Here is a 21,930-nt window from a genome sequence, read left to right as displayed (position 1 = left end):
CGCCGCCTTACGGTCGCGTTGTCCAACGGTGCACGCCTTACGGGCGTCGCCGTACGGCCGTGCCGCCGTCATGGCCACAGCAGCTCGCGCCGCCAGCCGCCGGACTCCCCGGGGTCGCGGCGGTAGCGGACCCGTACGTGCCGCCGCCGCGCCTCCTCCTGGTAGAACTCGACCTCGTCCGCCTCCAGGACGTACAGGGTCCAGGTGGGGGCGGTCGCGTCCGGTTCGCGTTCGGCCCGTTCGTACGCCGCCTCGAAGGCCCGTAGCAGTTCCTCGTACGAGCCGAGCACCTCGCTCTGGCGTCCGCTCCCGGCCAGCGCCGCCGCGAGGGCCGCGGGGGAGCGGCCGCGCAGATCGGCCGCGCTCTCCTCCGGTCCGGCCTCGCCGACCCGCCCGCTGAGGCGCACCTGACGGCCCGACCGCATCCAGTGGAACGCGAGCGAGGCGTACGGCCGCTCGGCCAACTCCCGGCCCTTACGGCTGGTGCGATGGGTGCCGAAGTGCCAGCCGAGCTCATCGGCGTCGTGCAGCATCACCGTGCGCTGGGACGGGCGGCAGTCGGCGCCCGCGGTGGCCAGGGTCATGGTGTGCGGGCCGGGTTCCCCCGCCTCGGCGGCCTCCCGCAGCCACCGCCGGAAGAGCGGAAGCGGCGCGTCCGGGGCCGTGGCCGGGTCGAAGACGGGCAGTTCGCCCGCATGGGGTACGCGCAGGCCGCGCAGCAGTGCGCGGAATGCCTCATCCTCGTTCTCGCTCATCGGATCCCCATCCGATCACCCGTGAGGAGCCGGGGCAAGCGGGGGCGCACGTACGGCCAGGGCGGGCCCGTCAGCCGCGGCCCAGGACCACCGTGCCCGCCGAGCAGAACCAGCCCCCCGTCCCCGACGCCACGGCCAGCTCCGGCAGCCGTCCGCCCGCCTTGCGCACCTGTCGCTCCCCGGCCTCGCCGCGCAGCTGCCGTACCGCCTCGACCAGCAGGAACAGTCCGCGCATCCCCGGGTGGCAGGCGGAGAGACCGCCGCCGTCGGTGTTGGTCGGCAGCGCGCCGTCCCGCGTGAGCCGCCCCTTCGCCGCGAAGGCCCCGCCCTCGCCCTTGGCGCAGAAGCCGAGGTCCTCCAGCGTCACCAGGGTCATATAGGTGAAGGCGTCATAGAGCTCGGCCACATCGATCTCCGACGGCCGGACGCCCGCCCGCGCGAAGGCCGCCCGCCCGGAGGCCGCGGCCGGGGAGACCGTGAAGTCCTCCCATTCGGACATGGTGGTGTGCGAGACCGCCGTGCCCGAACCCAGCACCCACACCGGGGGTTTCGCCGTGTCCGGTACGTACTCCTCGGCCGCGAGCAGCACCGCGCAGCCGCCGTCCGAGCGGATGCAGCAGTGCAGTTTGGTGAAGGGGTCGGCGATCATCGGGCCGCTCAGGACGTCATCGACCGTGATCGGTTCGCGAAACATCGCATCCGGATTGTGCCCGGCATTGATACGCGCCTGAACGGCGATGTCCGCCAGCTGTTCGAGCGTGGTGCCGTACTCATGCATATGGCGGCGCGCGGCCATGGCGTACTTGGCGACCAGCGTATGCCCGTACGGGACCTCGAACTGGAGCGGTCCGCGCGCCCCGAAGGAGAGGTTCGCGGTGCGGCGGCCCGCGCGGATGTCCGCGCGGGCGGTGGACCCGTAGACGAGCAGGACGGCGCGGGCGTGCCCGGCGGCGATCGCGTCCGCCGCGTGCGCCGCCATGACCTCCCAGGTGGAGCCGCCGACGGCCGTCGAGTCGGTCCAGGTCGGCCGCAGCCCCAGATACTCGGCCACCTCGACCGGCGCGAGGGTGCCGAGCCCCGCCGAGGCGAAGCCGTCGACGACCGACCGGTCGAGCCCGGAGTCGGCGAGGGCCCGGCGGGCGGCCTGGGCGTGGAGGGCGTAGGGGGTGGCCGTGTCGACGCGGCCGCAGTCGGAGAGGGAGACGCCGACGACGGCGACCTTACGGTTGCGCTGCGCTGCGGGCGGCATGAATCTGACGGTACATCAGATTCGGTGGAGCGGAAGGGGGCGCATGCACGAGCACACCGAGGCCCAAGGGGAAGGGGGTGGTCCGGACGATCTCCCGTATGGCCGTGCTCGCGCCTCGAACACAAGCCCCGTCCGGACCACGCGTGAGGCGCCCGGTTACTGCAGGAACTGCCCCACGCAAGCGGCGATCGCCACCAGAAGGCTCAGCACTCCGATCACGACCTGCCACTTGTCCGGGCCGGTCCACCGGGCGTCGCTTGTCTCCTGCGTGCTCCGATCGTCCATTACCCCTCCTCGCTCCTCCGACAGGCCCCGGAGGACAGGGCCACCGCCGGTCCGGTCGCGCTCCGGCGGAGTGAATGGGGAGGAACGTGGTGGGACGGCAGCAGCTTAGCCGGGGATGGGACGGGAGGGGTGGGAAAGTCCGGAGCTGGTCCCTAGTATGACGGCCCGTCAGGAAACGGAGGTGCTCGCCGATGGACGCCGCGTTCACCGAGGAACAGGACGAGATCCGCCGTACGCTGCGCACTCTGCTGCGGGAGCGGTGCGGACCGGACGAGGTCAAGGCGGCGGTCCAGACCGCGCCCGGCTATGACGAGGCCCTGTGGCGGCAGCTCGCCCGGACGCTCGGGCTGCCGGGCCTCGCCCTTCCGGCGGCGTACGGGGGCGTCGGCTGCGGCGTCACCGAGCTGGCGCTGGCCTGTGAGGAGACCGGGCGGGTGCTGCTCCCCTCGCCGCTCCTGGCCACCGCCGTGTTCGCCGCGCCCCTGGTCGCCGCGCTCGGGACGGAGGCGCAGCGCGCCGAGCTGCTGCCGCGCATCGCGGACGGCGCCCTTACGGCGGCACTCGCGGTACCGGGGCGCGCGCTGCCCGAAGCGCTCGGGCTCGTAGGAGCGCGGGACGGCGCGTGGGCCGGTGGGGGGCGCGCGGGGGGAGTCCAGGCGCGCCCGGACAGGGACGGCGGCGCGGGGTGGCGGCTGTACGGGCAGGTGGAGCAGGTGCCGTGCGGGCACAGCGCCGAACTGCTGCTGGTCGCCGCCCGCGCCGGGGGCTATACGCGCGGGCGGACGCTGCTGTTCCTCGTCCGGGCGGGGGCGGACGGCCTGGTCCGCACCCGGCTGACCGCGCTCGACGCGACGCGGCCGCAGGCCCGGATCGAGCTGCGGAACGTATCGGCCGAGCTGCTGGGGGTGGACGACGGCGGGAGCGGGGAGGCGGTGGCCGAGGCGCTGGCGGCCGTGGGTACGGCGGCCGCTGCCGTGATCGCCGCCGAGGCCGTGGGGGCGGCGGACGCGGCCCTCACGCGGACGGTCGAGTACGTGCGGGCGCGTGAGCAGTTCGGTCGCCCCATCGGCTCCTTCCAGGCGGTCAAGCACCGGCTGGCGGATGTGTACGTCGCGGTCCAGGCGGCCCGTTCGGCGGCGTACTACGCGGCGTGGGCCGCGGCCGAGGGCGGTACGGGCGGTACGGAAGCCGCGGTCGCGGGCGGGCTGGCGCTCGCGCAGGCGCTGGAGGCGCAGCGTACGGCGGCGGCCGAGGCGGTGCAGTTGCACGGCGGTATCGGCTTCACCTGGGAGCACGACGCGCATCTCTACTTCAAGCGGGCCGCCTCGGACGAGCTGCTCCTCGGCCCCGTCCACCGGCTGCGAGCCCGAGCCGCACAACGGGAGGGACTCTTCGGCGCGGCCGATCGCGCTCCTTACGGCGGCCACAACGGGGACGGCAGGCATGGTGGGCCTGACGGGCGCGACGGGCGCGACGGGCGCGATGGACCGCGGAAGGCGGTGACGGTCTGATGGCCGGTTACGGCGTGAAGCTGGTCCGTAAGGTGTCCTCGACCCGCGCCTTCGCCAAGGTCGCGCCCCACGTCATCCCCGCCTTCGACCGCACGGTCCACCGGCTGACCCGTGGCAGGGTGCTGCCGAGCGCGCGGATGCTGCCGGGCGTGATCCTTACGGCGCGCGGCGCTAAGTCGGGGCTTCCCCGCCGTACGCCGCTGGCCTGCATGCCGGAGGACGGCGGCACCTGGATCCTGATCGGCAGCAACTTCGGCCGCCCGGGCCATCCCGTCTGGACCACGAACCTCCTGAAGCACCCGGAAGCGGAGATCAGCTGGCGGGGCCGGGACATCGCCGTCCGGGCACGGCTGCTGGAGGGTGCCGAACGCGAGGCGGCCTGGGCCGCGGTCCTCGCCTTCTGGCCGCCGTACGCGACCTACCAGTCCCGGGTGGACCGCGAGATCCGCCTCTTCCGCCTCCACCGCGTCGAGGAAGGCTGAGCCGGTCCGTCGGGGCCGTGGGGGAGGGCTCGGCCGGTCCCTCCGGTTCGGGAGCAGTGCCCCTCCGAACGGGGGTGTTCAGCACCTCCGGCCGGGGGCGCCCAGCGCCTCGACGGCTCCCCGTCCCCTCCCCCAGGGACGAGCCCATGGCCAAATCAACCAGTGACCGCAAACGGCCGCGGCGGATCACTGGGAAGTGATCCGCCGCGGCGTGACAGGACGTGCGGGCCCGGCCGGGCAGCCGGCCGGGAGGGGCCGGGAGGGAGGCCAGGGAAGGGTTGGGGTGCGGATTCGTTACTTCGGCGGCTTGCGGCCGGTGATGCCGAGGTGGACGAGCCAGGTCAGGCTCGGCCTGAGGTCGGCCTGCTTGACGCCCCAGCTCTGGAAGCCCTTCTGGTGCGCCGCGACCGCCGCCAGCATGGCGACCAGCGAGCCCGCGATGGCCCCCGGGTTGAGGTCCCCGTCGATCCGGCCCTTGGCCTGCTGCTCCTTGACGGCGTCCGTCAGGGAGTTGGTGACGGAGTTGAGGATCTTCATGCGGATCTTGTAGAACCGCTTGTCACCCTCGGCGGCACCCAGGTCGACCACCCTCAGGATGGCGTCGTGTTTGCGCCAGAAGGAGAGGAACCCCTCGACCAGGTCCTCCGCCGCGGTCGCCCCCGACTTGCCGGCCCATGAGCGGTCGGCGACCAGATCGGTCAGGCCCGCGCCGTCCTTCGCCATCTCCTCGGCGAGCTCGAGGACCGCGCCCTCCACATCGGGGAAGTACTGGTAGAACGTCGCAGGCGAGGTCCCTGCCTTACGTGCGACATCGATGACCTTGACGTCTCGATACGGGGAGGTGCTGAGCATCTCGCCGAGGCAGTCGAGCAGCTTCTGCCGCGTCGCCTGCCCGCGACGACCGGCCACCCGCCCGTCGACTGTGCGTACTTGTCCTGTCATGCCGTCAGCTTACCGAGGGGTGATCGGAGCGCGATTCGGCTGCGTGCAAATGGGGTTAGGGCGGGATGAGAGGGTTTGCGAACCTCGTTGAGCAGGCTGGAATGGCTGATTCCGGCCCCTGTCCACAGTCGTCAAGCCCTCAATCACCGCTCACCCACACGCGTGAATCGTGTTATCAACAGCCTGTGGATAACAACGGTGGATGACGCGGTTCGACCCGCCTCCGAGCCCAAAGGATTGGCCAAATATTTCGAGTTCCGGGGCGAGCAGACCGGGCGATCCCCCGTTAGCGTGGCAAGTGAGGTGAATGAACCAAGCGGCTCCAAAAACGCGCCAAACATCTCCAAACGGGCTGTGAGCAAGCTCCGCGGTGAGCGGGCTCCGAGGTGAGCAAGTCCGAGGACCGAGGGACGCGGGAGGATCCGGGCCATGGCGGCATTCGCGGAAGGCGTGCCCTGCTGGGCGGATGTGCTGCTGTCCGACCTCGCGGCGGGCCGGCGCTTCTACGGCGAGCTCTTCGGCTGGACCTTCCAGGAGATCGCCACCGACTACGGCACGTTCACCAGGGCTCTGCTCGGCGGTAAGGACGTCGCGGGGCTGGTGCCCAAGCCGGACGGCCGGATGCCCACCGTCTGGAACATCTACTTCGCCGCCCGGGACGCCGCCGCGACCGCCGTACGGATCCGCGAGGCCGGTGGCCGGGTGATCACCCCGCCGGTGTGGATCGACGAGTTCTGCGTCATGGCGACGGCCGCCGACCCGGGCGGCGCCGTCTTCGGAATCTGGCAGGCGGGCAGCCACACCGGCTTCGCGCGGCGCGGCACGCCCGGTTCGTACGGCTGGACCGAGGTCCACACGCGTCAGCCGCGCGCCGTGGACGCCTTCTACCGGGCGGTCTTCGGCTACGGGATGACGCCTTCCGCGCCGTCCTCCGCGCCGCCCCCCGGCACGTCCCCCGCGCCGCCCTCCGCCGAGGGCGCACCGGCCGACGTGGTCCTGTGGACGCCGTACGGAGAGCCCCCGGACCCCCGTCACGCGATCGGCGGACGCGTCGTGATGGGTGAGGAGTACCCGGCCGTTCTGCCCGCCCACTTCCTGACGTACTTTGTGGTGGCGGATTGCGATCAGACGCTGCGCACGGTCCACGGGCTGGGCGGGCGGGTGCTCAAGACCGCCGAAGATACGCCGTACGGGCGTTTCGCGGTCCTTGCGGACAATCAGGGCGCGGCCTTCGCCGTCATCGACACCTCGACGGCGGGCTGGACCCGGGGCGAATAACCGGGCGATACGGGCCTGCGGGCACCTGGATGGTCCCCGGTCGAACCGGACGGACCCCGGCTCCGTATCGCCCGATGACACGACGAATCGCCCCCGGGTTCGCAACCGCCGCCTTCGCCAGAGAGAATGCAGGATGCGTGCCGCCGGTTGGTTTGTCGGTGAGACGCTGCACGGGGCTGTATTTTTTCAAGCCCCCACGGGGAGGTGGCAGGCAAGTGGTGGAGCAGCTGACGCAGCACGATCCGAGGCGGATCGGCCCTTTCGAGGTGCTCGGCCGTCTCGGCGCGGGCGGCATGGGGCTGGTCTATCTGGCCCGCTCGGCATCGGGCCGACGGGTCGCGATCAAGACGGTCCGGACCGAGCTCGCCGAGGACCAGCTGTTCCGTGTCCGATTCACCCGTGAGGTGGAGGCGGCCCGCGCGGTCAGCGGCTTCTACACGGCAGCGGTCGTGGACGCCGATCCGCGTGCCGCGGTGCCGTGGCTGGCCACGGCCTATGTGCCGGCGCCCTCCCTCGAGGAAATCGTCAACGAGTGCGGGCCGATGCCGGCCCAGGCGGTGCGCTGGCTGGCGGCCGGGGTCGCCGAGGCACTGCAGTCCATCCATGGCGCGGGCCTGGTCCACCGGGATCTGAAGCCGTCCAATGTGCTGGTCGTCGAGGACGGCCCGCGCGTGATCGACTTCGGTATCGCCTCCGGTGTCTCGAACACCCGGCTGACGATGACCAACGTCGCGGTCGGCACCCCCGCCTACATGTCCCCCGAGCAGGCGCGCGACTCGCGCAGTGTGACGGGGGCGAGCGACATCTTCTCGCTCGGCTCGACCCTGACCTTCGCGGCCACCGGGCACGCGCCCTTCCACGGCGCCAACCCGGTGGAGACCGTGTTCATGCTGCTGCGCGAGGGCCCCGATCTGGCCGGGCTGCCCGATGAGCTGCGGCCGCTGATCGAGTCGTGCATGCAGATGGAGCCCGAGCGGCGGCCCTCCCCGGCCGATCTGCAGTCCCAGCTCGCCCCGCATCTGTTCGCCTCCAACGCCGATGACAGCGGTACGGCCTCGGCCTGGCTGCCGCCCGGCGCCGTCGCGCTCATCGAGCGCAAGCGCAGCGGCCGCAACCAGGTGCGCGGCTCCTCCCGGCCCGCGGCCGGAGGCGGCCGCCCCGGCGGGAACGCCGGAAACCCGGGCAGCGCAGGAAGCGCCGCGAGCGCGGGCAGCCGCCCCTCCGCGCCGCTCCCGCCCGAGCGCCCGCCCACGCCGCCGCCCTCGTACGCCCCCGCCGCGGGAGCCGCCGCGGACGGCCATGGCGGGCGGCACGGCGCCGCCGCGGGCGGGCCCGCCGGTCCGAGCGGCTGGGAGCCCGTGGGCGTGGGTGATCCGCGCGGCGGCCTGCGCGCGCCGGAGGCCGCGAGCCCGCCCAGCGCGCTGGGCTCCATCGGGCCCGGGCGGCATGCCGCCCCGTCCGCCGCCGCTGCCCCGTCCGCCGCGGCGCCCGCCCCGGCGCCCGCCGGGGCCGACGGGTCGGTGCGGCTGCCCGGTTCTCAGGTCCCGATCGGCCCGGGGCTCCGGGCCGCCGACGCGCGGGACCCGCAGGCGCAGCACGGCACCGGGCCCGCCACCGGCTGGGTGCGCCCGCCGACCGGGGTGACGAGCGGAGGGCTGAACGGGGGCGACGGCACGGCCGCCGTCCCGCCGCCGACCCACTCCCCGTCGGCCGAGCCGCCCGAGCCGCCCGGCGGAGCCGGGCACGGCCGCTGGCGCCCGTGGCGGTTCCGCATGTCCAACGACGTATGGGGCACCCCGGCGGTCGCCGGCGATCTGCTCTACGTGACCTCGTTCGAGGTGCACGCGCTGGACGTGGGCACCGGGCGGCGCCAGTTCAAGACCCGCGACGTGGCATGGGCGATGGCCGTGGCGAACGGCCGGATCCACGCCTCCGACGGCCCCACGCTGTACGCGCTGGACGCGGAGGACGGCGCCGAGCGCTGGCGGCTGTCCACCGACGGCTGGGTCTACTCCCTCAAGGTCGACCGCGGGACGGTCGTCACCGGTACGCGCGGCGGTGGCGTCCAGGCGTGGGAGGCGGCCAACGGCGAGCTGCTGTGGGAGATGCAGGGTCTCCAGACCGACTTCGAGACGCCCGAGTCCGGCCCGGTCGTCCACGACGGCACGGTGTACGTATGGGCGGACGCGCGGCTGCGCGCCCTGGAGGCGCGCACCGGCGCGGAGCGCTGGTCGTATCCGGTGGGCGACGCGGCGTCGTGCGGCGGGGTGCCGCTGCGTCTGCTGGCGGCGCCCGACGGGGTGGTCTACGTCTCGGCGGGGACGCGGGTGCTCGCGCTCGACGTCGCCCGCGGGGATGTGCGGTGGCGTTTCGAGGCGCCCGCCGTCTTCCTGTGCGCTCCCGCGTACGCGCCGGGGCCCGCGGTCACCGGCGGCGGTATCTACATCGCCGACTATCTGGGCACGGTGTACGCGCTGGACGCGGCGAACGGCCGCGACCGCTGGCGCATCGCCACCGAGGCCCGGCAGTCGATCGAGCCGGTGCTGGTGGCCGACGGCTCGGTCCATCTGGGCAGCGGCACCGCGCTCTACACGCTCGACGCGGTCACCGGCACGCCCAAGTGGCGGTTCGCGGCGGGCGGCGAGGTCATCGGCTCGCCGGTGGTCGCCGACGGCCGGGTCCACTTCGGCTCGGCCGACCACTGCCTCTACACGGTGGACGCGGCGGGCGGACAGCTGCGCTGGAAGCTGGCGACCGGCGGCGAGATCACCGGGTCCCCGGTGGCCGCCGGGGGCGTGGTGTACGCGTGCAGCAAGGACCGCTGCGTCTACGCGCTGGACGCGGTCAAGGGCACGGGGCAGTCCCGCCCGTCGGGCGGCCGGGCCTGACCGACCCCGGGGCGAGGCGGCGACGCGGACAGGCGGTGCCGTGGCGAACCGGTGCCGTGGCGAGGCGGTGAGGCGGCACGTGGCGACGCTCCAAGGAGCGGCAGGCGCAGGCCGTGTCCATGACAATCGCCGCTACGGTTGCGGGCGTTCATCGGCCTCCTGGGAGCCGGGAGGTCGATGGGTAACTCTGCGCGGTCTTCGGGGAACCATGGTGCGGTGTGAGGTCGTCTCCGTCCTCTGAGAGCCGGGACAGGCGCGCCCGCAGGTGACTTTGGGGTAGGAAAACCCGTTGCTAGGGTGGCGTGCACTTGTCAACAGGCACGGTTGGCTTGAATGTGCCTTTTCAACGGGGGTAATACCATGCAACGCCGTTCCATGCGCATATGCGCCGTCGCCCTGGTCGGGCTCATCGCGCTGACCGGCTGCGGAAAGAAGAAGGGCGGAAGCCACGACGGCGGCCTCGGGGGGTTCGTCTCGGGCGGGAGCGGGGGCCACGACAACCCGGCGTCCGGTCCCACCGACCTCCCCAGCGGACTGCCCACGGATCTGCCCAGTGGCGCGCCCTCCGATGTGCCGTCCTACGACGCCCCCACGCCGTCATACACCTACTCCGCGCCGGCCACCTACAACTCGGACGGCACGAACGACATCACCGCCACCGGCTGCGACTACGACGAGTCGACCCGTTCGTTCCAGTACACCCTCAACCTCAGGAACCCCGAGACGCAGTCCATGCACTACTCGATCACCATCGAGTGGGAGGACCAGAACGGCGGCAGCCTGCTGGGCTCCGACTACAAGTCCGTCACCGTGGCGTCCGGCAGCAGCCAGACCCTCAACGCCACCTCCTACCGCACCCTCACCGAGCAGACGTCCTTCACCTGCAAGGTCACCTCGGCGCTCAAGTACCCGAGCTCCACCTGAGGCCCGAGCCGATCGATCCGAGGCGGACGGCCTCACCGGGTACGGAAGCCGGGCGTGCGGGCCGCGAAGAGCGCGGCCTGGCGCCCCGGCGGCAGATTGCCCAGCGCGATCAACTGCGGGGCCTGGGCGAGCGCCTGGGCGAGCGCCGCCTCCTTCGCCGCCCATAGCGCCCTTACGGTGCCCTGCACCGCCTCCGTCGGGTACGACGCGATGACCGACGCGGCGCGGATGGCCGCCGTAAGGGCATCACCGGCCGGGGCCACCTCGCTGACCAGGCCGGTCTCGTAGGCCCGCCGGGCCGAGAGCCGTTCCGCCGTCCCCATCAGCGCCATCCGCGCGACCTCGCCCATGGGCATCCGCTGTGCCATATAGACGGCCTCATAGGCGCTGACCATCCCATAGCTGGTGTGCGGATCGAAGAAGGTCGCCGTCTCGTCGGCGACGATGAACTCGGCCTCGCCCAGCAGATAGAACGCCCCGCCGCAGGCCATCCCGGCCACCGCCGCGACCACCGGCTTCCACAGGTCGTTCGCCTTGGGCCCGACGGTGCGCAGCGGATCGTCCATCGCGTAGGGCGACGGCGGCTGCGCGACCTCCACCGAGCGGTCGATGCCGGTGCTGAAGGCCCGGCCGCCCGCACCGGTGAGGACGACGGCCCGGACCGCGTCGTCCCGGCGGAAGCGCCGCCATACGGCGGTCAGTTCCGAGGCCGTCTCCAGGTCGATGGCGTTGTGCCGCTCGGGCCGGTCGAGGGTGACGACCGCGACGCCGTGCTCCTCCACCCGGGTGCGGACCGTCATGGCCGCTCCAGCAGCCAGCGCACCACCGTGAGCCCGCCGTCCGTCTCATGGAAGGCGGCCTTCACGGGCGCGCCGATGCGGATCCGCTCCGGCGGGACCGAGTTCAGCGCGGCGTCGGCGAAGGCCACCAGATTGCCCACCAGCCGGATGCGCGGGGCGTCCGTGAGCTCCACGAGGACGACGTTGTACGGCGCCTGTGCCGCGTAGGCGGGCAACAGCGGGGGATGGGGCAGCACATACGACCAGATCCGGCCACGGCCGCTCAGCTTTTTCCACAGGCTTTCGAAGGACTGGCAGTGCGGGCAGCAGGGCCGGGGCGGAAAGCGCGGTTCGCCGCAGCCGGCGCAGCACTGGACGCGCAGTTCGCCGCGCGCCGCGTAGGCGAAGAAGGGCGCCCCGTCGTCGTCGGGCACGGGTGCCAGCAGCCCATCGGCCCGGTCGCCCCCGCCACTCGCGGCCGCCGTCGTTTCCGCGGTCGTGTCCCTCGTCGTGTCCGTCTGCGTCATGGTGCCTCCGTCCGTGTCATGCCGTCGCTCAGCTCCTCAGCAGCAGGGCCGATGTGGGCACCCCCTCACCCGCCGTGACCAGGCAGGTCGTGGCGCCGGGGACCTGGGCGGTGCCGGTGCCGCGCAGCTGTCTGACCCCCTCGGTGATGAGGTTGAAGCCATGGACGTACGCCTCGCTGAGGCCGCCCCCGCCGGTGTTGAGCGGCAGCCGTCCGCCGATCTCCAGTGCGCCGCCCTCGGTGAAGGCGGCGCCCTCGCCGCGGGCGCAGAAGCCGTAGCCCTCCAGGGAGAGCGGGATCAGCGGGGTGAAGGCGTCGTAGATCTGCGCGACATCCACGTCCTGCGGCCCGAAGTCGGCGGTTTTCCACAGCCGGCGGGCGGCGGTCCAGGAGGGGCCGGTGAGCGGGTCGTCGTTCCAGTAGTTGACCATCCCGTGGTGCTGGGCCGGCAGCCCCTGGGCGGCGGAGTGGACGTACACGGGCCGGTGCCGGCAGTCGCGTGCCCGCTCGGCCGACACCACCACACAGGCCAGCGCGCCATCGGTCTCCAGGCAGTTGTCGAAGAGGCAGAGCGGTTCGCTGATCCAGCGCGCGGTCATATACATCTCGCGGGTCAGCGGGCGGTCGTACATCATCGCGGCGGGGTTCTGGTTGGCCCGGTTGCGGCAGGCCAGCGCCACATTGAAGAAGTGATCGCGGGTCGCGCCGTACTCGTGCATATAGCGCCGGGCCAGCAGCCCGATCTCATCGGCCGGGCGCAGCAGCCCGTACGGCCGGGTCCACTGGGCCGGGGCGGGCAACTGCACCTGGGTGTTGGTCCAGGGGCGCGGCCCGCTGCCGCGTTTCCGCGACCGCCAGGCCACCCCGACGCTCGCCTGTCCGGTGGCGACCGCGGCGGCCAGATGCGCGACGGTCGCGCACGAACCGCCGCCCCCGTAGCCGACCTTGCCGAAGAAGGTCACGTCCCCGGCGCCGATGGCCTTGGCGATCTCGACCTCGTCGGTCTCCTCCATGGTGTACGAGGCGAAGGCGTCCACCTCGGACGGGGCGATGCCCGCGTCGTCGAGCGCGGCCAGGATCGCCCGGCAGGCCAGGGTCTTCTCGGACTCGGGGAGGCGTTTGGCGAAGGGGGTCTGCCCGATACCGGCTATCGCCGTCGCGTCCTTCAAGGTCGCTGTCGCCCTTGCCGCCCCCATGGCCGCCTCCTCGGGTCGCGTTCACCGGTGCTGACAGCGGGGAAGGCTACCGCTAATCTGACGGGTAGTCAGCTACTGGGGTCGTCCGTCCCGGGTTCCGGGGAGGGGAGCGGTCCGATGGAACAGATGGAGCAGGGGCAACACACCATCCCGGCCCTGATCCGGGCGGCGGTCGAGCGGTACGGCTCGGCCGAGGCCGTCGTCGAGGGCCGCGCCCGGATCTCGTACGCGGAGCTCGGCGCCCGGATCGAGCGCGCGGCGGCCGCGTGCGTCGCCTCGGGCCTCGAACCGGGCGACCGCGCCGCGATCTGGGCGCCCAACACCACCGACTGGATCGTGGCGGCGCTCGGCGCGGTCACCGCGGGCGGGGTGCTGGTCCCGGTCAACACCCGCTTCAAGGGCGCCGAGGCGGCGTATGTGCTGCGCCGCACCCGGGCCACGCATCTGTTCATCACCGGCACCTTCCTGGGCACCTCGTACGTGGCGTCGCTGCGCCGGGCGGCGGGGGAGGGGCCGGGTCACGGTCCCCTGCCGGGCCTGCCCTATCTGCGGGAGGTGGTCGTCCTCGCCGACAACGGCCCGGAGGACTTCCGCACCTGGAAGGACTTCCTGGCGCTGGGCGACGCCGTGCCGCGCGAGGAGGTCCTCTCCCGGGCGCGGGCGGTGCGCCCCGTGGACCCCTCCGACATCACCTTCACCTCCGGCACCACCGGCCACCCCAAGGGTGTGGTGACCACGCACTCCCAGACCGTGCGGGTCTTCGACACCTGGAGCGAGATCACGGGGCTGACGGCGGGCGACCGCTATCTCATCGTGAACCCGTTCTTCCACACCTTCGGCTACAAGGCGGGCATCATCGCCTGTCTGAGCCGCGGCGCGACGATGGTGCCGCAGCCGGTCTTCAGCGTGGAGACGGCCCTGGCCAATATCGCCGCCGAGCGCATCACCGTCCTTCCCGGCCCGCCCACCCTCCACCAGTCCCTGCTCGACCACCCCTCCCGCGCCGCCCACGACCTGTCCACCCTGCGCCTGGTCGTCACCGGCGCCGCCGTGGTCCCGCTGGAGCTGGTGGAGCGCCTGCGCTCGGAGCTCGGGGTCGCCACCGTGCTGACGGCGTACGGCCTGACGGAGGCGTCCGGCACCGTCACCATGTGCCGTCGCGGCGATCCGCCCGAGGTCGTCGCGGGTACGGCGGGCCGCGCGATCCCGGACACCGAAGTCAAGATCGCCACGGCCACCGGACGCGAACTCCCCCCGGGTCGGCCGGGCGAGGTCTGGGTCCGCGGCTACCACGTCACGTCCGGCTACTTCGAGGACCCGATCGCCACCTCCCGCACCATCACCCCCGACGGCTGGCTGCGCACGGGCGATGTCGGGGTGATGGACGAGCAGGGCAATCTGCGCATCACCGACCGCATCAAGGACATGTTCATCGTCGGCGGCTTCAACGCCTACCCCGCCGAGATCGAGCAACTCATCGCCCGCCACCCCGATGTGGCCGACGTCGCCGTGGTCGGCATCCCGGACCCGCGCCTGGGCGAGGTGGCCAAGGCGTACGCGGTCCGCCGCCCGGACTCGACGCTGACGGCGGACGACCTGATCGCCTGGTCGCGCCGCGAGATGGCCAACTACAAGGTGCCGCGGCAGGTGGAGTTCCTGACGGAGCTTCCGCGCAATGCGAGTGGGAAGGTCCTCAAGGCGAAGCTGCGGGCGGACTGGAACGGGGTCGCTAGGGCTTGAGCGGTGGGCCTGCGAGGTTGTTCCAAATGGCAGCCGCAGCGGCGAATTGGGCGATGAGGAAGGTGGCGTGCACGGAAAGGGTGCGTACCTGGTAGATCGACAGCAGGAGGCTCAGGCGCGTCGGCCACAGTTGTCTCTCTCCGCTGAAAGTCGCCATGTCCATCCAGAGGCTGGTCAGAGTCAGAACGATGAGCATGAGGGAGATGCTGAGGACGGCATTGCCGAGCTCCGTATCAGTGATGCGGTTGACCAGGGCGCCGACGCCGATGGGGATGGCATAGGCGATGGTCAGGCTCAGCGCACGCATGGGCCCACGGTGACCGGGCAGTACACGCCACAGCGCTCCCAGGACCAGACCGGCCCCCGCCCAGGTGATCTGCCAGGTGACGAACCACGCCGCGATGTCCGGCAGCCCTGTCGCGCTTGCGCTCGTGAGCAGGAGCTGCTTGGGACTTTTGAAGTAATTCGCCCAGACAATCATGGCGCTGGAGGGGATTCCGAAGAGAAAGGCGATACGCGCACCGTGCAGGGCGTTGTCCCACCATTTGTCGTGCGGCCCCCAGCTCAGGGCCACATCGACAACAGAGACCTGGTCGGGGAGAAAGCCCCGATCATATCCGGGAGGGCGCCAACGTCGCAGCCGTCGAAGCCGGTCCTCCAGCGCCTCGCGGGTCATGTACTGTTCCGTGTGGCCCTGATCCACAAGCCGGAGCCGATGGTGGAGATTACGGTACTGATGCGCCTTCTCCAGCATGTCCCGACGACCCTGCGCGGTGCCCAACGTCTGGGTGAGGAAGGCTCCGCCCGCCTGGTGGAGCACAGACCAACGTCGGCCTGTCGCTCGCACGGCGTAGACGGCCGCGATATTCAGCAGCAGCCAGACAGTCAGCAGCAAGGAGGAACCTGCGAACAGTTGGGCCCGCGTCACCACGGCGAGGGCGAAGACAACGGCGGTCAGCCGCATGTCGTTACGCGAAGGCCCCAGCGAGACCTGCTCCGTATTCGGCTCGGACCGCGCGGCATCGGCACGGCTGTTCAGCAGAGCCACCAGTGCGATGGTCGTCAGGATCCATGTGTGGGTGTATGCCCAGGAAAGTCCAATCGACCCGAAACCAGCAAGAGTATTGTGCAGATTCTGGTCGTGGGCTCGGTCATAAGTGGGGTCATGTTCCAGGAGCCAGTTGGCGCGTCGCCAATTCAGCTCGACGGACCACCGGTACGCATACAACATCACGATGGCGACCACAGCCAATACAGCCACGGAAGCGGCCATGAAACGGATGGTGGCCGTGTCCCATGCCGCCGTCCAGGATGCGCGGGCCAGCCCTCCGTCCCTCACGAACCGCCACGCCCATGCCGCCATCGCGATCAGCCACAACCACACCATCACCAGTTGCAGCAGCATGAGTGTGATGGTGTATGCGTCGGGTGGTGCCAGTTCGCCCGGCAGGTCCACGGCGCCAGGGGCCAGAACCGCCACCAGGCCGAGGACGGTCAGGCTGAGGGAAATCAGAATTACGTTGCGGGTAAATGCCCGGCCCCGACGGTTCAGCTTGCTGGTCGGCCACTTCGGCTTATCCGTTGACCGGCCGGGGAGCCAGGGGCGCGCTGCGAGGATGAGCACCAATCCTGCGGCAATGCCGGCCAGGGTAGGCAAAACGCTGAGGCCCTTCGTCCCTGGGATCAGCAGGGCAAGGCCAAGGCCCAGAGCCGCGCTGAGCCCGGCCCACCACAAGGCTGTCCTGGCGAGGCCCCGTTTGGAACCGTCGCTGACGGCAGGGACTCGCCATGGCGGCCACCGCCAAAACCGCTCCGACGGTCTCGGCGGTGAAGGTGAGCGCGGAGCGGTACGAAGTACCGCGAGTGCCAATGCCGCTGAGCCGCATACCCACCACAAGATGAGGCCCAGTCTGCTGAGGGTGGACCCACGATTCTCCAACGCGAAGGCGGCGTGCCAAGGTGGGAACACGTCGACCCGTACATGAGGAGGGTGCCGGCGTTTGTCCCATACCCACCTGTTCTTTCCCGTGTATGCGGCGGTTTTGGGGCGCACATCACTTGCCTCAAGCCCGTCAAGCCGGACTTCCACCTGCTTCCAGTGGGCGCTTGCCAGCACCTTGCCCAGCTTGGCCGGCTGAAAAGTGGCATGCCATGGATGATCAGGCTTCCTCGCATCGATGTACCACGGTCCGATCTGAGTCTCTCCCGTATGCCTGATCAAGGCGAATGCCTTGTAGCGGACCGTGACCCCATGTCCCTTCGGCGCGGTCTTCACCTCCGGACTATGGAGGCGCCACTCGTCCTTCCAGGTGGGCGTGGTATTGGGCTTTGTCTGCGCGCGCAGCAGACAGCGCATCGCCCGCCGATACCGCTTGGATTTCTCGCCGAGCGGAAGTTGGTTCGCCAGCCGCCACTTATCCGGCACGGTCACGTCCGTGTCTGCCTGGGCCTGGACGAATGTCTGTCCATGATGGGAGAACCGCAGCACGGAACGAGCCTGCAACTTGCCCGCTCGCGCCGTGTCACATAGGTCACGCCCGGCTCCGTGGGCCTCCGTATCGCATACCGCCCACCACCCCGCCACCATGACCAACAGCCCGAGCCAGCGCCGCCACCGGTTTGCCGCCATACGTTCGCTCCGCTACACGCGCATGATTGACCTACAGTGCGCATACCTACTCATCCGGAAGCCACAGGCCCGGTGTGGACGCGCAATGATGGGCAAAGATCCCATCAGTTGGCCGCATGGTGAGCGGAAAGCTCTGGATTTGCGGCACCCCACAGGGGCGCTTACGATCTTTTAAGAGTGCATAAGCTGATCCGTTGACCATAGGAGTGGGCTTATGGCCGGTAAAAATGCGACCCAGCAACGGCCTGCACTTCCCGGGTTCGAGGAAGCCGAAGGGCTGGGCCCGCGGGACGCGGAGTTCGTCCGCGACCTCATCGCGGTGCTGGAGAAACACGGCAACCTCGACCGTTTCGGCCTGTGCCTGCTGCACGATCACTTCCCGCTCGGCGCGGACGAGGTTCTGGTCGAGACGAACGACCCCGAGACCCGCACCCTGAACATCCGCGTCGAGAAGGCGAGCGGGACCCGGCATGCCAAGCCCTCGCAATGGCGATTCCTGCCGAACGTCCCGCACGCGAAGGGCGCGGAGTTCGAAGGCGGCCCCTACCAGGTGATCCTGCAGTGCGATGTGGTCAGCCTGTGCCCGGGGCGCGATCGCTGAGGAGCGCGGTAGCTGAGGAGCGCGATCGCTTCCAAGCACTGAGGCCCGTCGCCTGATGGCGACGGGCCTCATGAGGGGCCGAGCCTCCGGTTCGGCCCCTCACCGCTCACCGGGGGGCGACGGGCATGTGCTCGTCCTGCACGCTCAACAGACCCTCCTGCTCCGCCGTTACGGACTGGCCGGGCGTCGTCGGCATGTGCTCGTCGGCGACGGCCGGGGCTGAGGCGCTGAGGGCGGCGGCAGTTGCGATGGCGAACGCGACGAGGATCTTCTTTGTTCTGGTCATATGACTCTCCATGAGAAGCAAGATTGCTATCCAAAAAGAAATCTAATGATGAAGTGCCCGTTTGTAAGCCATTCTCACCGAAAATGGGTTCGAGTTGAGGAAATACCTCGTCATGCGATCCACGCGACAGCAGGGATCGGCGCCGATGGCTCCCCCTCCGGGCCATCGACGGACCGATCCCTGCGAAGTGCCCCCGTGGGCCCTGTGTGTTGGTCCTGCCTGCCAGCCGCCTACCCCTTACGCCGTCTTGTTCTCGGCGGTCAGAGGGGCGGGGGCGGGCGCGTGCTCGTCCTGCGTGGAGAGCTGCGGCGGCACGGGCGCGTGCTCGTCCTTGGCGACCAGGGGCTTGGGCGCCGGCGCGTGCTCGTCCTGGGTGGAGAGCTGCTGCGGCACAGGGGCGTGCTCATCCTTGGTGGCCAGCGGCCTCGGGGCGGGCGCGTGCTCGTCCTGGGTGGTGAGCTGCGGCGGCGCGGGCGCGTGCTCGTCGAGCGGCCGGTAGGCGTCGGACTCGGGCTTCTTGTCCTGGGTCATGAGGATCAGCTCCATGGGATAGGGCGGCAGGTTGTGTGGCGACGCCCGCCCGGCGACTCCCCCGTGGACCGCCGGACGGGCATCTCAGGGCTGCTCACGCAAGTGGTGAGTCCCGACAACCGACCCGTCTGCCCCCCGCGGGGACGGATCGACTGCTTCAAGACTGACCGTCGGCGATAAACGATTGATGAACGCGGTATCGGGGCAGGCGTTATGCGGCCGTGCCGCCCATTGCGGGACCGCCGCCGTGCCGCCCGACACGGCCGACGCGCCGCTCGATACCGCCGCCGCGCCGCCGGTTACGCGGCCGGCGGGCCCGTTACGCGGCCGCCGCGGGCTCCAGGAGCCCGCGCACCTCGTCCGCCTCGGCAGCACCCAACTGCTCGTGGATGGACAGCGCCTCGCGCCAGCAGGCTTCGGCGCGGCCGGTCTGGCCGATCGCGATGAGCGCCTTGCCCAGCACGGTCAGCACGATCGCCCGCCGCCATTCGCCGCCGATGCCGCGCAGGGCGAGGGCCTGTTCGGCGTGCGAAGCGGCCTGCGCCGGCCGGTTCACCGTGAGGTGGGCCTCCGCGATGCGCTGGTGCGTCATCCCCTCCCACAGGGGCTGACGGCTCTCGTGGAACAGGGACAGGGCGTCCGTCAGGTGCGCGAGCGCCTCGTCCGGGCGCCCCGCCCGGGTCAGGACCAGGCCGAGCGCGTACTTGCCGTTGGCCAGGCGCAGGGTGCGCCCCAGGTCCTCGTAGATCTTGACGCCTTGCCGGGCCAGTTCGACGGCGCTCGCCACCCGGGCCAGCTCCAGGTGGACGCGCGACAGGTTGCACAGGGCGCTGGCCTCGCCCGGCGCGTTGCGGTCCTTCCGGAAGGCGGTGATGGCCTGGAGGAGATGGGTCTCCGCCTCGTTGAGCCGCTGCTGGACGAGCGCGATGATGCCGCGCTGGTTCAGGGCGCGGCAGGCGGGGACCGGGTCGTCGGCGGCCAGCCCCAGCGCCGCGGCCCGGCGGGCCTCGTCGTCGGCCTGGTCGTAACGGCCCGCCAGGCTGCGCACATGGGCGAGGAAGGTGCGGGCGCGGCCCTCCGCGTGGGCGTCGTCCTGCGCCCGCGCCGCGTCGCTGATGGCGACCGCGGTGATCTCGTACTGGCGGGAATTGGCCCCGGACTCGGCCAGGTCGACGGCCGCCATCAAGAGGTCCGCGGCGCGGCGCAGCGTGTCCGGGCGGGCGGCCGACTGCTGGGCGCAGGCGAGCAGCGGGTCGGACTCGGCGAAGAGCCAGTCCAGCGCGGCCTCACGGTCCGGGAAGGCCAGGCCGGGGTAGCGCGTCGTCTCCAGGTGGTCCACCAGCCGGTCGCCGGGCCGCTCAAGACCGTAGACCTCGGCCGCCGTCGCCAGGTAGAAGTCCAGGAGGCGCGACATCGCCGCGTCCCGCTCGGAGGGCGGCTGCTCATCGCGCTCGGCGCAGGCGCGCGCGAAGAGGCGCACGAGGTCGTGGAAGCGGTAGCGGCCGGGCGCGGCGGACTCCAGCAGGCTGGTGTCGACCAGGGATTCCAGGAGGTCCTCGGCGCGGTCGGCATCGAGGTCGAGGGCGGCCGCGGCCGCCGCCAGCGAGATGTCGGGCCCCTCGGCCAGGCCCAGCAGCCGGAACGCCCGTGCCTGCTGGGGCTCCAACTGGCCGTACCCCAGCTCGAAGGTGGCCTTGACCGCAAGATCGCCCACCCGCAGCTCGTCCAGGCGCCGCCGCTCGTCGGCCAGCTTGCGGGCGAGGACGGACACGGTCCAGGTGCGGCGGGCGGCGAGGCGGGAGGCGGCGATGCGGATCGCGAGCGGCAGGAAGCCGCACGCGGCGACGACGTCCATGGCCGCGTCGCGCTCGCCGACGACGCGCTCCTCGCCCACTATCCGGGTGAAGAGGGCGAGGGCCTCCTCCGGGCTCATCACGTCCAGGTCGACCAGGTGGGCGCTCTCCAGGTCGACCATCCGGATCCGGCTGGTGACGAGGGCGGCGCAGCCCTCCGTACCGGGCAGCAGCGGACGCACCTGGGCCGCGTCCCGGGCGTTGTCCAGCAGCGTCAGCACGCGGCGGCCATCGAGCGTGGAGCGGTAGAGGGCGGCGCGCTCCTCGACGCCGTCGGGGATGCTGGAGTCCGGTGTGCCCAGGGCCCGCAGGAAGGATCCGAGGACCGCCTCCGGCTCGGCCGGGGCCGGGCCCGCGCCCTGGAGGTCCACGTAGAGCTGGCCGTCCGGGAAGTGGTGGCGCGCGGTGTGCGCCACGTGGACGGCGAGGGTGGTCTTGCCGACCCCGCCGATCCCCGCGACCGCTGACACGGCCATGACATGCCCTTCGGCGGTGGCCAGGTGGTCGCCCAGCTCCTTCACGAAGGCCACTCGGCCCGTGAAGTCCGAGACCGAGGCCGGGAGCTGCGCGGGCCGTACGAAGACCGGACCGGCCGGGGGCTGCTCCGCGGCGGCGCTGGGCGCGGCGAGCTCGGCATCGGCCTGGAGGATGCGCTGCTGGAGCTCGGAGAGCTCCGCGCAGGGGTCCACGCCCAGCTCCTCGGCGAGCAGCCGGCGGGTGTCGGTGTAGACGGCGAGCGCCTCGGCCTGCCGTCCGCTGCGGTAGAGGGCCAGCATCAGCAGTTCGCGCAGCCGCTCCCGCAGTGGATGGGCGGCGGTCAGGGCGGTCAGCTCGGAGACGGCCTCCGCGTGGTGGCCGAGCTCCAGGTCGAGGTCCAGGCGCGCCTCGACCAGGGACAGATGCCGCTCGGTGAGCCGCACCCGCTGTGTCTCCGCATAGGGCCCCGGCACCTGGGCCAGCGGCTCGCCGTCCCACAGGTCCAGCGCCTTGCCGAACAGCTCGCGCGCCCGCAGCCGGTCCCCCGAGTGCTGGGCCTTCTCCGCCTCCGCGGCCAGCTGCTCGACCACGTCGATGTCCAGGGCGCCGAGACCGACGCGGATCGCGTACCCGCCCGACTCGCTGGCCAGCACCTCGGAGTCGGGCCCGAACGCCTTGCGCAGCCGGGAGGCGTACGTGCGCAGCGCGGCGATCGCCGCGTCCGGGGGGTCGTCTCCCCAGAGGGCGTCGATCAGCTCCGGCGCCGTCGCGGTTCTTCCGCCCCGCAGCAACAGCGCGGCCAGCAGCGCTCGTTGTTGCGGTGAGCCGGTGCTGAGCTGCTGTTCGCTCCGCCACGCCCGGACCGGTCCGAGCACGGTGAAGCGCATGTGCTGCCGCTGCGCCTGCTCCTTGTCGCGGGCCATGTCTCCCCCTGCCTGTGCTTCCCAGTCGCACGGGTCAGTTTGCCTTGTCGGCGGCGGTTACGTCAGTAGGGGCCA

General features: G+C 71.5%; 18 protein-coding genes. 7 read left to right on the top strand and 11 right to left on the bottom strand.

The window, feature by feature from the left end; translation table 11 throughout:
• Positions 1-68: 68 nt before the first annotated feature.
• The 3 genes from ACZ6TD_RS20870 to ACZ6TD_RS20860 form a co-directional block, all read right to left on the bottom strand.
• Positions 69-755 (bottom strand): pyridoxine/pyridoxamine 5'-phosphate oxidase, encoded by a 687-nt coding sequence (locus tag ACZ6TD_RS20870; RefSeq protein ID WP_471356172.1) that lies wholly within the window; start codon positions 753-755, stop codon positions 69-71.
• A 70-nt stretch (positions 756-825) separates the two neighbouring features.
• The gene (locus ACZ6TD_RS20865) at positions 826-2,004 is read right to left on the bottom strand and encodes a thiolase C-terminal domain-containing protein (protein ID WP_471356170.1); all 1,179 of its coding nucleotides are present in this window, start codon (positions 2,002-2,004) and stop codon (positions 826-828) included.
• A gap of 156 nt (positions 2,005-2,160) precedes the next feature.
• Entirely contained in the window at positions 2,161-2,289 is a 129-nt protein-coding gene (locus ACZ6TD_RS20860; RefSeq protein ID WP_267950671.1) for a hypothetical protein, read from the bottom strand.
• 191 nt (positions 2,290-2,480) lie between these two features.
• On the opposite strand from ACZ6TD_RS20860, the gene ACZ6TD_RS20855 reads away from it, so the two are divergent.
• Positions 2,481-3,800, top strand: a complete 1,320-nt coding sequence (locus ACZ6TD_RS20855; RefSeq protein WP_471356167.1) for an acyl-CoA dehydrogenase family protein — start codon at positions 2,481-2,483, stop codon at positions 3,798-3,800.
• Entirely contained in the window at positions 3,800-4,282 is a 483-nt protein-coding gene (locus tag ACZ6TD_RS20850) for a nitroreductase family deazaflavin-dependent oxidoreductase (RefSeq protein WP_471356164.1), read from the top strand. Before ACZ6TD_RS20855 ends, ACZ6TD_RS20850 begins: the two co-directional genes overlap by 1 nt.
• 294 nt (positions 4,283-4,576) lie before the next feature.
• Here ACZ6TD_RS20850 and ACZ6TD_RS20845 read toward each other — a convergent pair whose 3' ends face one another.
• Positions 4,577-5,224, bottom strand: coding sequence for a TetR family transcriptional regulator (locus ACZ6TD_RS20845; protein ID WP_471356162.1), 648 nt, complete (start codon positions 5,222-5,224; stop codon positions 4,577-4,579).
• Between the two features lie 429 nt (positions 5,225-5,653).
• Between ACZ6TD_RS20845 and ACZ6TD_RS20840 the strand changes: the two genes are divergently transcribed.
• The 3 genes from ACZ6TD_RS20840 to ACZ6TD_RS20830 all read left to right on the top strand — a co-directional run bounded on the left by ACZ6TD_RS20840 (position 5,654) and on the right by ACZ6TD_RS20830 (position 10,314).
• Complete coding sequence (locus ACZ6TD_RS20840; protein WP_471356160.1) at positions 5,654-6,502, top strand: VOC family protein; 849 nt, start codon at positions 5,654-5,656, stop codon at positions 6,500-6,502.
• Positions 6,503-6,717: 215 nt separating this feature from the next.
• Complete coding sequence (afsK, locus tag ACZ6TD_RS20835) at positions 6,718-9,390, top strand: protein serine/threonine kinase AfsK (protein ID WP_471356157.1); 2,673 nt, start codon at positions 6,718-6,720, stop codon at positions 9,388-9,390.
• Positions 9,391-9,765: 375 nt separating this feature from the next.
• Positions 9,766-10,314: a hypothetical protein gene (locus ACZ6TD_RS20830; protein WP_471356155.1), complete on the top strand. Its 549-nt coding sequence runs from the start codon at positions 9,766-9,768 to the stop codon at positions 10,312-10,314.
• Positions 10,315-10,346: 32 nt separating this feature from the next.
• Here the strand turns inward: ACZ6TD_RS20830 and ACZ6TD_RS20825 are convergent, their stop codons facing one another.
• Genes ACZ6TD_RS20825 through ACZ6TD_RS20815 form a run of 3 tightly spaced genes read right to left on the bottom strand, consistent with a single transcriptional unit; the run spans position 10,347 to position 12,815 of the window.
• Positions 10,347-11,114 carry an enoyl-CoA hydratase/isomerase family protein gene (locus ACZ6TD_RS20825; RefSeq protein ID WP_471356152.1) on the bottom strand — a complete coding sequence of 256 codons (768 nt, stop codon included), beginning with the start codon at positions 11,112-11,114 and terminating at the stop codon, positions 10,347-10,349.
• The gene (locus tag ACZ6TD_RS20820; RefSeq protein WP_471356150.1) at positions 11,111-11,620 is read right to left on the bottom strand and encodes a Zn-ribbon domain-containing OB-fold protein; all 510 of its coding nucleotides are present in this window, start codon (positions 11,618-11,620) and stop codon (positions 11,111-11,113) included. Before ACZ6TD_RS20820 ends, ACZ6TD_RS20825 begins: the two co-directional genes overlap by 4 nt.
• Before the next feature lie 28 nt (positions 11,621-11,648).
• Positions 11,649-12,815 (bottom strand): lipid-transfer protein, encoded by a 1,167-nt coding sequence (locus ACZ6TD_RS20815; RefSeq protein WP_471356148.1) that lies wholly within the window; start codon positions 12,813-12,815, stop codon positions 11,649-11,651.
• Between the two features lie 117 nt (positions 12,816-12,932).
• Here ACZ6TD_RS20815 and ACZ6TD_RS20810 point away from each other — a divergent pair, with 117 nt between their 5' ends.
• A complete protein-coding gene (locus ACZ6TD_RS20810) occupies positions 12,933-14,555 on the top strand; it encodes a FadD3 family acyl-CoA ligase (RefSeq protein WP_471356145.1) in 1,623 nt (540 codons plus the stop codon).
• Here ACZ6TD_RS20810 and ACZ6TD_RS20805 read toward each other — a convergent pair.
• Positions 14,545-17,043: a DUF6185 family protein gene (locus tag ACZ6TD_RS20805; RefSeq protein ID WP_471356144.1), complete on the bottom strand. Its 2,499-nt coding sequence runs from the start codon at positions 17,041-17,043 to the stop codon at positions 14,545-14,547. The genes ACZ6TD_RS20810 and ACZ6TD_RS20805 overlap by 11 nt on opposite strands.
• Before the next feature lie 355 nt (positions 17,044-17,398).
• Here ACZ6TD_RS20805 and ACZ6TD_RS20800 point away from each other — a divergent pair, with 355 nt between their 5' ends.
• A complete protein-coding gene (locus ACZ6TD_RS20800; protein ID WP_471356142.1) occupies positions 17,399-17,785 on the top strand; it encodes a hypothetical protein in 387 nt (128 codons plus the stop codon).
• 106 nt (positions 17,786-17,891) lie between these two features.
• Here ACZ6TD_RS20800 and ACZ6TD_RS20795 read toward each other — a convergent pair whose 3' ends face one another.
• From ACZ6TD_RS20795 to afsR, 3 genes are all read right to left on the bottom strand, one after another.
• The gene (locus tag ACZ6TD_RS20795) at positions 17,892-18,071 is read right to left on the bottom strand and encodes a hypothetical protein (RefSeq protein WP_471356140.1); all 180 of its coding nucleotides are present in this window, start codon (positions 18,069-18,071) and stop codon (positions 17,892-17,894) included.
• A 237-nt stretch (positions 18,072-18,308) separates the two neighbouring features.
• Complete coding sequence (locus ACZ6TD_RS20790) at positions 18,309-18,617, bottom strand: hypothetical protein (protein WP_471356138.1); 309 nt, start codon at positions 18,615-18,617, stop codon at positions 18,309-18,311.
• Between the two features lie 304 nt (positions 18,618-18,921).
• Positions 18,922-21,855, bottom strand: a complete 2,934-nt coding sequence (gene afsR, locus ACZ6TD_RS20785; protein WP_471356135.1) for an SARP-family global regulator AfsR — start codon at positions 21,853-21,855, stop codon at positions 18,922-18,924.
• Positions 21,856-21,930: the final 75 nt, after the last annotated feature.

The sequence above is a fragment of the Streptomyces yongxingensis genome, assembly GCF_055597465.1.
Note: the sequence above shows the minus strand (reverse complement) of the source record. Positions and strands in the feature narration are given on the sequence as shown.

What these genes read in the sequence shown, in the direction of transcription:
- ACZ6TD_RS20870 (WP_471356172.1), bottom strand. Translation starts at nt 755, where the DNA reads ATGAGCGAGAACGAGGATGAGGCATTCCGCGCACTGCTGCGCGGCCTG.
- ACZ6TD_RS20865 (WP_471356170.1), bottom strand. Translation starts at nt 2,004, where the DNA reads ATGCCGCCCGCAGCGCAGCGCAACCGTAAGGTCGCCGTCGTCGGCGTC.
- ACZ6TD_RS20860 (WP_267950671.1), bottom strand. Translation starts at nt 2,289, where the DNA reads ATGGACGATCGGAGCACGCAGGAGACAAGCGACGCCCGGTGGACCGGC.
- ACZ6TD_RS20855 (WP_471356167.1), top strand. Translation starts at nt 2,481, where the DNA reads ATGGACGCCGCGTTCACCGAGGAACAGGACGAGATCCGCCGTACGCTG.
- ACZ6TD_RS20850 (WP_471356164.1), top strand. Translation starts at nt 3,800, where the DNA reads ATGGCCGGTTACGGCGTGAAGCTGGTCCGTAAGGTGTCCTCGACCCGC.
- ACZ6TD_RS20845 (WP_471356162.1), bottom strand. Translation starts at nt 5,224, where the DNA reads ATGACAGGACAAGTACGCACAGTCGACGGGCGGGTGGCCGGTCGTCGC.
- ACZ6TD_RS20840 (WP_471356160.1), top strand. Translation starts at nt 5,654, where the DNA reads ATGGCGGCATTCGCGGAAGGCGTGCCCTGCTGGGCGGATGTGCTGCTG.
- ACZ6TD_RS20830 (WP_471356155.1), top strand. Translation starts at nt 9,766, where the DNA reads ATGCGCATATGCGCCGTCGCCCTGGTCGGGCTCATCGCGCTGACCGGC.
- ACZ6TD_RS20825 (WP_471356152.1), bottom strand. Translation starts at nt 11,114, where the DNA reads ATGACGGTCCGCACCCGGGTGGAGGAGCACGGCGTCGCGGTCGTCACC.
- ACZ6TD_RS20820 (WP_471356150.1), bottom strand. Translation starts at nt 11,620, where the DNA reads ATGACGCAGACGGACACGACGAGGGACACGACCGCGGAAACGACGGCG.
- ACZ6TD_RS20815 (WP_471356148.1), bottom strand. Translation starts at nt 12,815, where the DNA reads ATGGGGGCGGCAAGGGCGACAGCGACCTTGAAGGACGCGACGGCGATA.
- ACZ6TD_RS20810 (WP_471356145.1), top strand. Translation starts at nt 12,933, where the DNA reads ATGGAACAGATGGAGCAGGGGCAACACACCATCCCGGCCCTGATCCGG.
- ACZ6TD_RS20800 (WP_471356142.1), top strand. Translation starts at nt 17,399, where the DNA reads ATGGCCGGTAAAAATGCGACCCAGCAACGGCCTGCACTTCCCGGGTTC.
- ACZ6TD_RS20795 (WP_471356140.1), bottom strand. Translation starts at nt 18,071, where the DNA reads ATGACCAGAACAAAGAAGATCCTCGTCGCGTTCGCCATCGCAACTGCC.
- ACZ6TD_RS20790 (WP_471356138.1), bottom strand. Translation starts at nt 18,617, where the DNA reads ATGGAGCTGATCCTCATGACCCAGGACAAGAAGCCCGAGTCCGACGCC.
- afsR (WP_471356135.1), bottom strand. Translation starts at nt 21,855, where the DNA reads ATGGCCCGCGACAAGGAGCAGGCGCAGCGGCAGCACATGCGCTTCACC.